The sequence below is a fragment of the Candidatus Zixiibacteriota bacterium genome, assembly GCA_034439475.1.
In the GTDB taxonomy this organism is placed as follows: domain Bacteria; phylum Zixibacteria; class MSB-5A5; order GN15; family FEB-12; genus JAWXAN01.
Genome location: JAWXAN010000046.1, coordinates 25,091 through 38,762, shown reverse-complemented (window position 1 = coordinate 38,762; position 13,672 = coordinate 25,091). Strand labels below are relative to the sequence as shown.

Annotated in this window: 17 protein-coding genes and 1 pseudogene; all 18 read left to right on the top strand. The window is 47.2% G+C overall.

Annotated features, from left to right (window positions below; translation table 11 throughout):
* Positions 1-468: 468 nt before the first annotated feature.
* The 18 genes and pseudogenes from SGI97_06885 to SGI97_06800 all read left to right on the top strand — a co-directional run bounded on the left by SGI97_06885 (position 469) and on the right by SGI97_06800 (position 13,656).
* A complete protein-coding gene (locus tag SGI97_06885) occupies positions 469-1,116 on the top strand; it encodes a PEP-CTERM sorting domain-containing protein (protein MDZ4723612.1) in 648 nt (215 codons plus the stop codon).
* Positions 1,117-1,594: 478 nt separating this feature from the next.
* Positions 1,595-2,272, top strand: a complete 678-nt coding sequence (locus SGI97_06880; GenBank protein MDZ4723611.1) for a response regulator transcription factor — start codon at positions 1,595-1,597, stop codon at positions 2,270-2,272.
* A 334-nt stretch (positions 2,273-2,606) separates the two neighbouring features.
* The gene (locus tag SGI97_06875; protein MDZ4723610.1) at positions 2,607-3,341 is read left to right on the top strand and encodes a response regulator transcription factor; all 735 of its coding nucleotides are present in this window, start codon (positions 2,607-2,609) and stop codon (positions 3,339-3,341) included.
* 495 nt (positions 3,342-3,836) lie between these two features.
* Positions 3,837-4,061, top strand: coding sequence for a CsbD family protein (locus tag SGI97_06870; GenBank protein MDZ4723609.1), 225 nt, complete (start codon positions 3,837-3,839; stop codon positions 4,059-4,061).
* Positions 4,062-4,209: 148 nt separating this feature from the next.
* Positions 4,210-4,890, top strand: a complete 681-nt coding sequence (locus tag SGI97_06865) for a hypothetical protein (protein ID MDZ4723608.1) — start codon at positions 4,210-4,212, stop codon at positions 4,888-4,890.
* Positions 4,891-5,385: 495 nt separating this feature from the next.
* Positions 5,386-6,375, top strand: coding sequence for a hypothetical protein (locus SGI97_06860; protein MDZ4723607.1), 990 nt, complete (start codon positions 5,386-5,388; stop codon positions 6,373-6,375).
* Between the two features lie 369 nt (positions 6,376-6,744).
* Positions 6,745-6,897, top strand: coding sequence for a lmo0937 family membrane protein (locus SGI97_06855; protein MDZ4723606.1), 153 nt, complete (start codon positions 6,745-6,747; stop codon positions 6,895-6,897).
* A gap of 419 nt (positions 6,898-7,316) precedes the next feature.
* Positions 7,317-8,510, top strand: a pseudogene (locus SGI97_06850) (FAD-dependent oxidoreductase).
* A gap of 51 nt (positions 8,511-8,561) precedes the next feature.
* Positions 8,562-8,927 carry a Rieske 2Fe-2S domain-containing protein gene (locus SGI97_06845; protein ID MDZ4723605.1) on the top strand — a complete coding sequence of 122 codons (366 nt, stop codon included), beginning with the start codon at positions 8,562-8,564 and terminating at the stop codon, positions 8,925-8,927.
* A gap of 59 nt (positions 8,928-8,986) precedes the next feature.
* The gene (locus SGI97_06840; GenBank protein MDZ4723604.1) at positions 8,987-10,546 is read left to right on the top strand and encodes a M48 family metalloprotease; all 1,560 of its coding nucleotides are present in this window, start codon (positions 8,987-8,989) and stop codon (positions 10,544-10,546) included.
* Positions 10,547-10,597: 51 nt separating this feature from the next.
* Entirely contained in the window at positions 10,598-11,029 is a 432-nt protein-coding gene (locus SGI97_06835; protein MDZ4723603.1) for a DUF948 domain-containing protein, read from the top strand.
* Positions 11,019-11,264: a YtxH domain-containing protein gene (locus SGI97_06830; GenBank protein ID MDZ4723602.1), complete on the top strand. Its 246-nt coding sequence runs from the start codon at positions 11,019-11,021 to the stop codon at positions 11,262-11,264. Before SGI97_06835 ends, SGI97_06830 begins: the two co-directional genes overlap by 11 nt.
* Entirely contained in the window at positions 11,257-11,529 is a 273-nt protein-coding gene (locus SGI97_06825) for a YtxH domain-containing protein (GenBank protein ID MDZ4723601.1), read from the top strand. The genes SGI97_06830 and SGI97_06825 overlap by 8 nt, the downstream gene beginning before the upstream one ends.
* 28 nt (positions 11,530-11,557) lie before the next feature.
* Positions 11,558-11,755 (top strand): YtxH domain-containing protein, encoded by a 198-nt coding sequence (locus tag SGI97_06820; protein MDZ4723600.1) that lies wholly within the window; start codon positions 11,558-11,560, stop codon positions 11,753-11,755.
* A 159-nt stretch (positions 11,756-11,914) separates the two neighbouring features.
* Complete coding sequence (locus tag SGI97_06815) at positions 11,915-12,064, top strand: lmo0937 family membrane protein (GenBank protein ID MDZ4723599.1); 150 nt, start codon at positions 11,915-11,917, stop codon at positions 12,062-12,064.
* A gap of 155 nt (positions 12,065-12,219) precedes the next feature.
* Positions 12,220-12,405 (top strand): CsbD family protein, encoded by a 186-nt coding sequence (locus tag SGI97_06810; protein MDZ4723598.1) that lies wholly within the window; start codon positions 12,220-12,222, stop codon positions 12,403-12,405.
* 155 nt (positions 12,406-12,560) lie between these two features.
* On the top strand, positions 12,561-13,004 hold the full coding sequence (locus SGI97_06805) for a hypothetical protein (protein MDZ4723597.1): 444 nt from the start codon (positions 12,561-12,563) through the stop codon (positions 13,002-13,004).
* Between the two features lie 271 nt (positions 13,005-13,275).
* A complete protein-coding gene (locus tag SGI97_06800; GenBank protein ID MDZ4723596.1) occupies positions 13,276-13,656 on the top strand; it encodes a hypothetical protein in 381 nt (126 codons plus the stop codon).
* Positions 13,657-13,672 lie beyond the last annotated feature (16 nt).

The following is a 13,672-nucleotide window of genomic DNA, read 5'->3' as shown; positions in this document are numbered from 1 at the left end:
TAAACTCCGCCCAAAATGAATAACTTACCAACACTTTTTGGCTATTATGCCCGCAATGACGTACTGGGAAAGTTGGCTTTGATTCTTGTGCCACACTCCGCCGGGGCGGACAACGAGAGACATTTTCTTCTCTTAGTAGGTCAGGATCGCCGTGATCCTGACGGTCATAAATCGGCGGGTTCGAAGAAGGACCCGTCTCTTCCTTCCAGAATTCGTATAAGATGTGGTAGAGTTCACAAATCTGCCTAATGGTCTAATCCTTTTGTTGCAAAGACAAATAGGCCATAGTTGGCTCCTTTTCCATCTCTTTGGGCGATTGTAAAATATGTAAGCTCCTGATAATATGACTATGCGTAACGGCAGTCGAGCCCACCTCCATATGCCGAAGCGTAATAGCTCACATAATACACGGGGCTGTCCGGAGTTAGAAACATCGGATTATAATGATACATGATAGAGGAGTAACTAATGTCAAGAAATGTCCGCATCCTCACACTGATTACAGTTTTAGTATCACCAGCAGTTTCGCAGACTTTTGATTTCTTTCAAAGACCAGAAACCGAATATCTGCACAATCAGGGTAACTCTTTAGTTTCAGTCCAGGTCGACTGGTCGCGTGATGCCATCGAGCATCCATCGCTGCCAATGCCCGTCGTCTCTCTACGTAGTCCCAATCCGTATTTCACCCATTTTGCAATTTCTTCAGCAATTGAATCGACTCGGGTCTATGAGACCAGCGACATCCAACACGAAGCAATCAATCAAAACCCTCTTTCACAAAAAGAGGCTCTCTTTCCTCCTTATGACAGTCGAGGGCTCACAGAGACAGCGCTTGGACGATTCATCGGCTATGAGTTTGATATGCCAAGCAGTTTTGATCCATCGGTTCCGTTCGAACATTCGGCCCTTCAAACAATGTCGTCGCCGATAGTCCACTGCAATGAGAACGGTATCGTTATAGACAAATACAGCCAGTCACTCAGATCGGCCCCACAAGTTCATCCCGAGCGAGAGACAGAAAACGAATCCGTTCACACAAATCCCGAGCCAGCCACTTTGCTTCTGCTCGGATTAGGGTTGCTTGGTGCGAGCGCTATCAGACGGATGCGTTCCTAAGCCAGTTCGAGGTCAACACACAAACACAAGCGAGAGCCAACGTTACAGACCCATCGCACGCCTGTAATATCGCTTCTTGAGAGAGCCCGCTTTCGAGTGGGTTTTTTCATTACGGGATTGAATTCACTTACTCATGAAGCAACTAAAGCAGAGTTTCGAATCGCTATCTTTGATTGGTGTGTGAATCAGAAACTTGAAGAGCTTGAAGGTCAACGGGTTAATTCTTTTTTCAATCCTTCGGTCGATTTTCTCTTGACAAGCAATAATTTATAATACATATAAATTATGTCCTTGTAGCGCTGGTATATAAGGTAGTTATGGACGGGAGAATGGATCACAGATCGAATTGACAGTCAATGGCAATTATGGGAGATCTTGATTTTATTAGTTCCGGGCACAAGCATAACTTCCTGACAAGCTTACGTTTAAGACTCTGGTGCTCTGAGGGGCTGGAGCGAGAGGAGAATGGGGCATGGTAATGAAACAATTGTTGGTAATAGAAGACAATCGAGTATTAAGAGAGGGTATTACTACAAAGATTAAGACCTCCTCTGACTTCGCTACAGTCAAAATGAGCGAATCATCAACGGCGTTTGAAGTTACTTCAGTGGTTCAGCCGGATCTGATTTTGCAGTCTATGTCTCTCCAGCATGGTAATAGTATTTCTATCGCTACTGAGCTGCGAAGTAAATTCCCCGCTATCCAGATGGTCGGGATCAATGTGGTGCCTGAGAAAGTGGATCTGCTGAGTTGCGTCAAAATCGGTCTGAGAGGATTTGTTTTAGAGGATGCTAGCTTCCAGGATTTGATCCAGACGATTCAAAACGTATTGGACGGCCAGGTGGTACTTCCGCAGACCGTAACTGACTCGCTTTTCAGAACTATCACGATAGATCCACAGGTTACAGTCAAACCCATTCGCGTTTCTGAGGCTGTTAGCATCACTCGGCGTGAACAAGAAGTCATCGATCATGTTGCATCGGGTCTGAGCAATAAAGAAATAGCGCATCAGTTGAATATCGCCACCCATACGGTCAAAAGCCATATACATAATCTCTTTGAGAAACTTGCTTTATCCACACGCCTCGAACTGATTAGATACGCGGGGATTTATCGCAACCAGCAGCCAGTTATTGGTATCGGAGAACAGAGATAAAACATAGCACCGCAGGCAAGTACCCTGTTTGATGTGATGTCGACTACGGCAAGTATTCCTACTGCCAGACTTCACAAGCCGAGACCACTTTATCGTCTCCCATTCGGTTTAATTCGTATTTAAAGCCTGCGACTGATACATTCTCAAATCTCGGCGCGTATTATCTTGTGTGATAAATTGGTTTAAGCTTTTCAAGCTGGCAAATAGAGGAACGTGTATAAAACTCGTTAAGTAGGAACTCACGGACGCAAAAAGTGTCCAATATATGACAGAAGCGGAGATTGTATCCTCATGTCCGAAGGAGTGGCGTATGTCCTTTTCAGGGGAAACCACCATGCATAGAACAAAGCTCTTGGTCGTCGAGAGCAATCGCATCATGCGCGAAGGATTAAAGGAGAAATTCGCGGGCCTTTCTGATATAGAAGTTCCTGCGACCTCGAATTTGCAGGATGCCATTGCAGTCGCGCGAGCGGTAAAGCCGGAGATCATTCTTATTGACCTTGCAACGGCAAGAGAACTCGCGCTTCCGCTCATTGAGGCGCTGAAACTTGACGCGGCTGAAGTCCAGGTTATCGGAATGGGCGTTATTCCCAATCAACTCGAAATCATAGAGTATGTTAGGTCAGGAGTAACAAGTTTCGTCCTCAAAGACGCTGGATTTGATGAGGTAATTAGCACCGTGCGCTCTGTCGTAGAGGACCAGAAGACAATGCCTCCCCAACTGGTTGAGTCTCTTTTCAGCCAGATAGTGGGTCAGTCCCTAAAATCAGAACCGACTTTGAAGATGCCCGATGACGTTCAAATGACTCGCCGTGAGCAGGAGGTTATCGACCTGATTTCTGAGGGTCTGAGCAATAAAGAAATCGCAGACCGTCTCTGTGTTGCCATCCATACAGTTAAGAGCCATGTCCACAATGTTTTGGAGAAACTCGCTTTGGACAGCCGTCTCCAGATTGCGACTTTCGTCCATGGCCAGTTGTCGCAAAAAAATGGCGGCGACACCTTATCAGCGGCACTGGGCTTAGGCTCCATCAGCGCATATTTTTCTAAATCCAGCGAGCCGAACTGATCTTAAGGGCTCGGGCCGGTTTTTCTTTCTCTTTCCACAAGTAAGCATGTTGGCTCACCGTCCCACGGGGGCAATCAGGTAGTGCGGGATTTCACTGTTCTCGGGTTTTGACTAACTGGGTAAGGAAGAGTCCCGCCGAGGGCGGGGTGGTGTACCCAGTCTTTTTTTTTCTGCGGAAAGAGAAAGTTACGATCTGCAATGATCCAGTGAATCGGCGGGTTCGCGGATGGACCCGCCCTACCAAATCTAAGAGAAGTCCACAGAGGATTACTCCCATGCTGGTAATCTATCTACCATCCGGATTAGTCCGGCCGCTGTTATCCCGTATTAGACCTTTTTTCAATTCTTTGGGCGATTGTATTGGCTGCATCAAATCCTAAATTAGTCTTCGTAACAAGGACATGTCGGGTTTGCAATCGCCCGCTCTTCAAGGTGCGGACTTGCAAACCCCGATAGAAACAGACAATGGAATGAGTAAGAGTAAGGAGCAACGCCATGGACTGGTACGACATTGAGGATGAATTTAGCTCGGAACGGACACAGTGGAAAAGTGGAAAAGGGAAAGTAAGAAAGATGCGCGACACTTTCACCGAAGATCGCGACATGTATGTGGTAGCAAGCAAGCATGACCGTCTGGTCGGTAAAGTTCAGGAAAAATACGGTCTCGGCAAGATTGAGGCCCAGAAGCGGGTGTTGCAGTTTCTTCGCAACTACCGCTAAGACGCATTTCGTTGTGATGCGCCCAAAGAGTATTGCGGCGCGATAATACGATATGTGTTGTCGCTCCGTATGACTCAAAAGGCGAAACAATTCACTCGTTGGAATGCAACTGTGCACATGCGATCATTTTGAGTACACAAGGAGTCAGATGAATTATATCGGCATTACTTTGGAAAAGGGCATTATCGTGATGGCGCGAGAAGACGACCGCGGCTCTCGTGGTATTGCCCGTCGGTTCTCCTGCCGCTCCACGGAATTGATTATTAGCGCATTTGAAAAGATGCGGCCGTTTGTTGCCGCTGTTGAAGACTGTCCGGAAAATCGCTGGGTGCGAAACTTGCTTTCGCCGCTGGGAAAAATCATAGTTGCCGACAGCCGTCAATGGCCAGTTTCTCCGATTGCATCAAACGATATAGAACCGACGAATGCGGTCACACTGGCCTCATTATTGCGAAACCAAACGATATCAAGAAAAAAAGTTGAGTGTATAATTTCAGGAGATCAGGGTATTGGAAAGAACAGTCCGCGCTCTACCCCCTCCGACAATTCGGAAGAGGTTAATCCAGGTATGATAGCGCCTTCCTCTGCTGTCGTATCGACCCCGCTCCACTGGCTGGATGTCTCGCCAACACAGAGACCCGAAGCGCAGACGAGCGAAACCAGTAGGCAGACATCGAGAGAACCACGTTCGATCGTATTGCCGACCATCAGTGAGCTGGCGGAGACAAAAGCAATGACGACAATTTCTCTGTCGTTACCCGCCTTAGATCGCCAGAATGATCAGATGCCGATCGAACAGTATTGGAGTCTATATGAATCACAAGGCTGAATTATTAGTATGGGAAGTTTCAACCCGAACGTCGCCGTCGCATTTGATGGCAGCTTCAGCACTACTGTTTATCCTTCTGCTACACAATACGCAAGTGCTGCAGAGCGGAAGATATTATTGGAGTGGTGAGTTTAAAGGACATTTTGCTTGCGAACACCCGGTGCGATTGGCGTCGGAGAGTCTGTCTGTCTGAGGGAAACAGACATTCAAAAAGGGGTTAAGTTTATGGCAAACTTGGAACTGAAGACAAAAGGGCGGAACTGCTGTAATTGCCGGACTTCAAGTCGGTCACGCGGCCGCGTCCTGTCGATCGAGCACGGAATAGGCTCACGAGAGCGGGATCCTGACGGGCTTTCGTTTCTTTCCGGCAAATGGAGACGAATACACACCAAGGAAAAGGTAGAGGATATGTTTCCGACCGCACATTAGATATGAGGTGTATGAACACAGGGAATAATGGAGTAAAAAACCAGTAAACAAGGGAGAGAAAATTCTATGAGGAAATCAACAATTTCGACTCTGACAGTTGTCGGGATTCTGCTTTTGGCAGTTATCGGCTTTGGCCAGATGGAACGCCAAGGAGACAAGACAACAACCGATACAACGATGCGACACACCCCGAAAACGTCCACTCCAGAACATTCGACCCAAGGCATGCAGAGCGGGAATAACGTGCAGTGGACAGATAAAATGGACAAACAGACTAGAGCCCTCAGAACTCATTTCGACAAAATTCACGAACATGTGGACTTGATGATAGACATAGACGACAAGGCGAAACTCCAAAGAGAGATGACCAAACATCGTCAAATGCTTGCTGACTACAGAGTAGAGCTTACTCAGTATCAACAAGTTCTTATGGCACCAGGCATGGACGGCACTACCGGGCAGACTTCAGGAAGCAACCCTGGCCTGAACTCAGGTACCTCGGGCGGTATGGGAGCTTCGACTGGTACTGGTTCTGGCAAAAAGAGCGGCTCAGGCACAACCGGTTCGATGGGATCAGAATCCCCAACGTCAGGTACGCCGGGACAATCCGGTAGACAGTCAGATACCATGACATCACGAAGCGGCCAGCCACGAACATCGGGTAACGGAATTGGTGACGCCACCTCTTCAGGTAGCGGTACTGGTACATCAGGACGCGCTGGAGTATCAGGTAGCGCTGGCATGAAAGGCCAGACTTACGCGACACAAGAACTCGTAACGGATTTCCAAAGCATATCTGAAGACTTCAGCCTGCTCGAAGATAACTTCAATAGAATTCCACCAACAGGCGAAGTTGACCAGGTCAGACGCCAGCTTGAGCAACACAACGAAGAAGTTCACCAACTCGAGTCGAAAATTGATCAACACATCGAGCAGTGCAATGAACGCGTCTCTCAGATGAAGAGTGACACGAAGAAAACCGGAACCACGCCCAAAACCAACAAGAGCGGCGTTCGTCAAGGAACCAGCGGTTCAGGTAGCGGTGGTGGATACTAACTTTGAACTTCACTCTCTGTCAAAAATTTGACAGTTGATGATATGTGAAAACAAGAACGTACCTTAAATAAGATAATAATGGGACAGCGCCCAAAGGGCTGTCCCTCATTTTCCCTATAGGTTGTAGCAAATGAAGAGGGCGAGAGTAAGAGGATCTAATGCCAATGAAATTAGACCAAGGAGCCACTCTGTCACACAGGGCAAACAGCCCGGTCGTCGGAAGAATGGTATTGGTTGGCGCGATGCTCCTTTTGCCTTTCAGTTGCGGCAAGCGAATTGATGTACAAACTAAAACAGTTGACTGGGAATTAACAACAAGTGAAGTCTTCTCTCAATGGGAGAGGTAGACTTCAGAATGAGGAGTATCCAATGTTGTGGACAATAGCAATAATCTTACTCGTACTATGGTTGCTCGGAACAGTAACCGGGTTCGTCCTGGGCGGGTTTCTGCATGTGCTGCTTGCCGTAGCCGTTATCGTCGTACTGTATAATTTGTTCAGCGGTCGAAAACCCACTGTCTGATATAAACGCGACGAGTGCGCAGAATGGTATCGCGGATCGCAACGGAAGAAATGCTCAGGGGCGAAAATTGTTTAAATCACTTGTTCTATTGAGAATGATTGTGCTCGTACCCTGAGCACACTTTCGTTTGCTTACAGGTCGAAGTGTGCGGGTTAATCATCCCGTATGTGTTATGAGATGATGAACCTTTGACGGGGCTGATACCGGGTCTGTCGCACTTTTACAAATTTTAGATGGTATGGCCAAAAGCAAGACCTTGCGAATTTCACGTATAGGCGCGCTTACATTTTCTTTCACCTGCGTAAACAGAATCTCTCTTCAGAAAAATTACGTTTGGCATCGCAGATGGTTCTATACAAAAAATGTCGACAATAACACCGTTTTAAGTCGTCTGCTACACTCGATGAAGGAATATCATTATGGACTCACAGAATAGCCCGACCCGAAAATCTACCGACAACGATCTTGAAGATGACGTCTTCAGTTCAGGCACAACCCTATCTTACTGGCTTGATTCGACTGAGCCGATTTTATTCGATGAGCTTCACAAAGATATCACAGTCGATGTTGTTATCGTCGGCGGTGGAATAGCGGGAGTTATCACCGCTTATGCGCTTGCGAAAGAGGGCAGGAGTGTTGCCATTGTCGAAGACGGTCAACTTGGAAGCGGAGAAACCGGACGAACGACGGCGCATCTTGCAACGGGAGTCGATGAACGTTATTTCGAAATAGAGAAGATGTTCGATGCTCTAACCGCAAAGAAAGTCGCGGCAGGTCATACAAGGGCGATCAACGTTATAGAGTCAATAGTTAATGATGAACAGATAAAGTGTGATTTTGAGAGACTCGACGGTTATCTATTTCTACACCCGTCGGAGAAAGCAGAACTGCTCAGCGAAGAGCTGACCGCATCGCAGCATGCTGGTTTAAAGACAGAAATGATGCCAGACATACCAGGTATCCCGGTTGAAAAAGGACGCTCGCTTCGATTTCCCAATCAAGCACAGTTTCACATTTTGAAATTTCTTAAGGGAGTTGCTGATGCGATTGTAAAACGGGGCGGCCGGATATTTACGAAAACTCATGCCGACAAGATAGACCATAGTGGTGTTACGACCAGTACTGGCTATCGAATAACAGCCGGCAGCATTGTTTTGGCTACCAATTCACCAATCAATGACATCGTGACCATGCACACCAAACAGGCGGCGTACCGGACGTATGTTATTGCCGGGCCGGTTCCAAAAGATTCAGTCCTTCGCGCTCTCTGGTGGGACAGTGGAGATAAAGACTCGGAGAGTAGAAACGAGCCCTACCATTACATTCGCACTCAACCGCTCAATGACCACCATGACCTGCTCATGGTCGGCGGTGAAGACCACAAGACAGGACAGCCTTATAAGGAAGACGACTGAAAGGGTGAACCATATCGTCGTATTGAATCCTGGGCCCGGAAGCGTTTTCCTGAGCTGGGAGAAATCATGTATCGCTGGTCCGGACAAATTATAGAACCCGCGGACGGCCTTGCCTTCATTGGCAAGAATCCTGGTGATGAAAATATATACATCATCACTGGCGATTCAGGAAATGGAATTACCCATGCCGCGATTGCCAGCGAACTGATCCCTGATCTCATTCACGGAAGAAAGAGCCAGTGGAGCGAGATGTACGATCCTTCAAGAAAGGTGACGGGCGCTATAGGTACTTTTGTAAAAGAGGCCGCAAATTCTGTAGCTCAATACAAAAACTATTTAACTGGTAACGGGGACGAGTCGCTTGATACTATTGAACGCGGAAGCGGAGCAGTAATTGATAAAACTGCCGTATATCGCGACGGTGATGGCCACCTCCATGCTTTCAGCGCGATATGCCCTCACCTGAAGTGTCTAGTCCGGCGGAATGACGAAGAACAATCGTTTGATTGCCCATGTCATGGCTCTCGTTTTTCTTTCGATGGAAAAGTAGTCAATGGCCCTGCTAATGTTAACCTCGAAGAGACTGAGATACCAACTAAAAAGTATAAAGAATAGTGTATAGGACTTTTTGGATGTTCATTATTAAGCATTGCTTGCAGGAAGAAGAAATTGAAATGAAAAATATGCTTTCTTGTTGTATGTCTGTCATCGACCAGGCTTCCTCAGCTCTGCTTAGGCTTAGCGGCAAGCCGGACATAATGGAATCAATTCGCAAAGCGGGATTTTCGTACGCTCTCCTTCTAACTTTTGCGGGCGGACTAACGCTGACTGGATGCGCCAAGAATCCGGCGACAGGAGAGAGCAAAATCAATCTCATCAGCGAATCACAGGAAATAAGCATGGGCAAAGAAGCTGATAAACAGATCAGCACTTCGCTTGGGCTTTATTCTGATTCAAACCTCCAGCGATATATACAAGAGCTCGGGTCGGAGATTGCCGCAACCTCAGAGCGGCCGGACCTCCCTTGGACATTCCGCGTTCTTGATGACCCGGTTGTCAATGCCTTTGCCCTACCGGGCGGGTATATTTATGTAACTCGGGGAATTCTCGCTCATTTGGATAACGAAGCTGAACTTGCTGGTGTGCTTGGTCATGAAATTGGCCATGTAACCGCTAAACATTCTGTTAACAGAATGAGCACACAGCAATTGACACAAATTGGACTTATTGCCGGAATGATTATCGAACCCGGATTGCAAAAGTACGGACAACTGGCAAGTGCCGGTCTTGGATTGCTCTTTCTCAAATACAGCAGAGACGATGAAAAGCAGGCCGACGATTTAGGCCTTCGATACATGCGCCGGGCAGGTAATGACCCGCGTGAAATGGTTGGCGTCTTTGATATGCTCGAAAATGTGAGCGGCGGAGCAAAAGCGACCGGGCGAGTTCCAGAATGGCTTGCAACCCATCCCGATCCAAGCAATCGCAAGGAGCGCATACAAAGCCAGCTTGACACCCTGATCGGAAATTTAAGCAACGCAACTGTCAATCGCGATTCAGATTTGAATCGGCTTGACGGCATGACCTACGGTCAAAATCCGCGCGAGGGATACTTTAAAATTAACACATTCTATCATCCTGATCTGCGATTCACAGTTCAATTTCCGGCCGGTTGGCAGTATGCGAACCAGAAACAGGGCGTGCTTGCTGTCACTCCCGACCAAGATGGGATCATTCAGGTAACGCTCGCCAGTCAACAGTCAGCCGATGCCGCCGCGCAGGAGTTTTTCTCACAGGAAGGATTGTCAGCGGAGCGGACTTCGCGAGGAAATGTGAACGGTCTGCCCCATGTATCAGGACGGTTTAGGGCTCAGACCGAGCAGGGTGAGTTAAGTGGTATAGCCTCATTCATTGACTACGAGGGAAATGTCTATCAAGTGTTGGGCTATTCTCCGTCGGACAGATGGAGTCGAAATGAAATGGCTATTGGAAATGCGATGCAAAGTTTCGACCGCCTGACAGATCCCAAAGCTCTATCCGTGCAGCCGCTCAAGCTTGATATTGTCACATTGGATCTGGCCATGACGGTTGACCAATTTGCAAGCAGTTTTCCGACACCAGTTACGACAGAGACCCTTGCGTTGATAAACCAAGTCGGGGAAGGACAGCGGCTGGAGGCGGGGAAAAAAGTGAAACGAATAGTCGGGGAACCGACATTTAGTGTTAACAAGTAACGTTTGTTGTCAGTCGGCTCCATGCAGGGTCGATAGGAAAGTGGAGGCTCTATGTCAGATGCTCTGCAAGTAGCGCTATTTCTTGCGTCTATCTCAATAGTGGCGCTATGCATCTTTACGATAGTGACGCTATTCGCTGTGAAAAAACTCGTTGAGCGTGTAGTGAATATCATTGATGGCCTGAAGGCGCCAATTGAATCACTTATCGAGAGTTCGCAGGACCTTATCGCCGATGTCAAGGAATTGTCCGGTCGCGCGAAACAACAGTGGTATCAAGTCGAACACATAATGCACACCGCCCGAGGATGGTCCGATCAGGGTAACCGGATCGTTTCCAAAGTCGGGTCAATAGTCGAAGTGCCGATTGATACAGCCACACGTTTGCTAAATATCGTACGCGGCGGATTGACAATGTTTGTCCAGTCAATATTTAATCGTACACAAAACCATCAACCGAAAGTAGAGGTACACGATGCCATATAACGATCCTTCAAACAGTGGAAGCTCATGGGGCACATTTCTCCTTGGTGCCGCAATCGGAGCGGAAGTAGCTTTTCTGTATGCGCCCCGTCCGGGTTCCGAAGTCCGTCAGATGATTGTGGACAAAAGCAAGCAGGTAAAAGGAATGGCTGAGGAAGGCATCCAGAGCGTAAAGAATTTTGGCAAAAATAGAATGTCAGATTACACCTCTCAAACAGACGAGGGACGCAATGTATAACACAGATTTACAATACGCATTACACCGCGATATTAGTTCCGGGCCGAGTATCGGCTGGGGACAATTCCTTATCGGCGCGCTAATTGGCGCCGGTATTGCGCTTCTTTACGCTCCGAAAAGTGGGCGCGAGATGCGCGAGCAACTTGTCACCAAAGGCAAGGATATAACAAGCAAAGTGGATCAAGGGCTTGAAAAGGCCGGTTCATTTATTCGTGACAAAAAATCACAATTAGGAAGCCAGAAGAACCAAGGGCGATATGTTTAATCACCCCGTTTCTGGAAACGGAGGATTTATGAGTAGTTTAACCTTGGGCGCATTACTGGGAGCGGGCCTCGGCCTTCTCTTCGCGCCAAAATCGGGCCGCGAACTGCGCGGTACTCTCACTGAAAAAATGGGAAGCATCAAAGATAAAATTTCGCAGGGTCTAAGTAAAGCTGAAAAATTCGGCCACAATAACTCGGCTGAATTCGCGGGTAGCGATACTCTGTAGAACATATGAACGACATCCTGTTTTATATTGAAGCACCACAAGACAATGATCCGTTGATCATAAGAAATTGAAATTAAATATGGGTGCTCACACAGGAAAGTCGAAACGGCGGGCGGGGGAAGTCAGCCCAGGCCGCTTTTTTATAGGAAGGAGTAGATAATGCTTTGGACACTATTTGTAATTCTACTGATCCTTTGGGCACTGGGATTAGTTACCGGGTTCACCATGGGCGGTTTTATACACGTCCTCTTGGTTGTCGCAATTGTAGCCGTATTGATACGGGTAATCCAGGGACGCCGACCGCTTTAAGCGCCGCGCTGACCTTGGTTACACTTCACTTTCAAAAAAAGTGTTGTGTGGGATAGCGCTGGCGAGGAGAGCCCTACGGATGGACCGAAAGTTTAATTTAAAGCAACGCGTGGATTTCATCCACTGTTGCGCACATGTCATGAGGAGCACAGACAATGGCAGATTATCATTTCAAAGGAAACTGGAACGAGATAAAGGGGAAACTGAAACAGCAATACGCTGATCTTACCGATGACGACCTTATGTTCGTCGAAGGTAAGGAAGATGAATTGCTTGGCCGACTTCAAAAGAAGACCGGTAAGACCAAAGACGAAATCTACCACGTAATTCAGGGCATGTAATCACAGAATTAACGCGGATCGAATAGTCCAGATACTGTTGTCTGTATGAACGTGCAGACAGCAGTCAAATCGAGGGGATTCAAAAAGTTATTAAGGGGTACTGGCATTTGCCGGTAGAGAGTAGAACACCAAAAACCAAAAACGAGGTAGTTATTATGAGCACAACAAAACATTTCAAGAGAATCATCCAGTTGATGTCATCAATGGCGTTGGCGTTTGCCGCATCATTTACGGTCATCTCCTGTCAAACCGACAGCGATGATACAATTGCCGAAGTACGACGTAAGGCTGTTGAGGAGCAGCGCGAGAATTCCCAGGAAGCAAACGAGGATTATCTTGACGCTCAACGCAAAGAGTATTCAGTTATGATAAACAATCGGATTGATTCGCTGGAAACCAACATTGAAGCCCTCAAGGATCGAGTTGATAACCAGGGTGGCAGCACACTAAATGCCGAAGTAGAAAGACTTGAATTCCAAAAGACAAGTCTTGAGGATGCGCTTGACCGCATGTCTGATGTGACTGAGTCCAATTGGGAAACCTTCAAACGCGATATGGACCAGATGTTCAGAGACAACAATTGGAATTCCCGAGGCTAACTGATTGAACATGGCTCGATATCGAGCCCGATAGATATTGGACATCAGGCAAAAGACCTGATGTCACCCCTCACGAAAGTACCTTGTCACCGAGCTAATACAAATCTCAGGACAAGGTACTTTTTGTTTTCCCCAAGAAAACTTAAAAAGAGATATGAATCCTCTTGCGACATCTTTCTTCACAAACCATAGCTCAACCCCTCTAAGTGATTCATTCCCAATAAGGAGGGAACTTGATGTACGACGGCATGACAATTGCAGTTCCCTTGTCATGGATTGTTATTTCGGAACCTTCGATCTGCCAAAGAATAACCCATCGGGCAAAAGCGCCGTGGTCACTTTTTATATTCCCGATGTCGGAATACGTTTCAAGGCGCCATTTAGTGGCGTCGACAAAAATCACTCTGATTTTGCCTCGCTCCTTGCCTTGCTTGAGTTTATTGACTCCAATCAAAAGTACTTCTCTTCGCGGACATTCAAAATCTTTGGAAATAATCTCTCAATTATAAATCAGGTCAACGGTCAGGAGCGCGGCCCGGAACCATTCGCGGTACTTCTTGAAAAGGCAATAGATTTTCGTAAAAAGTACAAATTCGCTCTGGCCTGGGTACCCGATACAGATAACGCTGCCCATGATTCTCTTTTAGGTTGACCCTTCTCTAGTGGAA

Excerpts from the sequence above, each read along its gene's own strand:
- SGI97_06815 (MDZ4723599.1), top strand. The coding sequence starts at position 11,915 with ATGCTTTGGACACTATTTGTAATTCTACTGATCCTTTGGGCACTGGGA.
- SGI97_06820 (MDZ4723600.1), top strand. The coding sequence starts at position 11,558 with ATGAGTAGTTTAACCTTGGGCGCATTACTGGGAGCGGGCCTCGGCCTT.
- SGI97_06870 (MDZ4723609.1), top strand. The coding sequence starts at position 3,837 with ATGGACTGGTACGACATTGAGGATGAATTTAGCTCGGAACGGACACAG.
- SGI97_06835 (MDZ4723603.1), top strand. The coding sequence starts at position 10,598 with ATGTCAGATGCTCTGCAAGTAGCGCTATTTCTTGCGTCTATCTCAATA.
- SGI97_06840 (MDZ4723604.1), top strand. The coding sequence starts at position 8,987 with ATGAAAAATATGCTTTCTTGTTGTATGTCTGTCATCGACCAGGCTTCC.
- SGI97_06810 (MDZ4723598.1), top strand. The coding sequence starts at position 12,220 with ATGGCAGATTATCATTTCAAAGGAAACTGGAACGAGATAAAGGGGAAA.
- SGI97_06800 (MDZ4723596.1), top strand. The coding sequence starts at position 13,276 with ATGGATTGTTATTTCGGAACCTTCGATCTGCCAAAGAATAACCCATCG.
- SGI97_06845 (MDZ4723605.1), top strand. The coding sequence starts at position 8,562 with ATGTACGATCCTTCAAGAAAGGTGACGGGCGCTATAGGTACTTTTGTA.
- SGI97_06805 (MDZ4723597.1), top strand. The coding sequence starts at position 12,561 with ATGAGCACAACAAAACATTTCAAGAGAATCATCCAGTTGATGTCATCA.
- SGI97_06885 (MDZ4723612.1), top strand. The coding sequence starts at position 469 with ATGTCAAGAAATGTCCGCATCCTCACACTGATTACAGTTTTAGTATCA.
- SGI97_06880 (MDZ4723611.1), top strand. The coding sequence starts at position 1,595 with ATGAAACAATTGTTGGTAATAGAAGACAATCGAGTATTAAGAGAGGGT.
- SGI97_06875 (MDZ4723610.1), top strand. The coding sequence starts at position 2,607 with ATGCATAGAACAAAGCTCTTGGTCGTCGAGAGCAATCGCATCATGCGC.
- SGI97_06830 (MDZ4723602.1), top strand. The coding sequence starts at position 11,019 with ATGCCATATAACGATCCTTCAAACAGTGGAAGCTCATGGGGCACATTT.
- SGI97_06855 (MDZ4723606.1), top strand. The coding sequence starts at position 6,745 with ATGTTGTGGACAATAGCAATAATCTTACTCGTACTATGGTTGCTCGGA.
- SGI97_06865 (MDZ4723608.1), top strand. The coding sequence starts at position 4,210 with ATGAATTATATCGGCATTACTTTGGAAAAGGGCATTATCGTGATGGCG.
- SGI97_06825 (MDZ4723601.1), top strand. The coding sequence starts at position 11,257 with ATGTATAACACAGATTTACAATACGCATTACACCGCGATATTAGTTCC.
- SGI97_06860 (MDZ4723607.1), top strand. The coding sequence starts at position 5,386 with ATGAGGAAATCAACAATTTCGACTCTGACAGTTGTCGGGATTCTGCTT.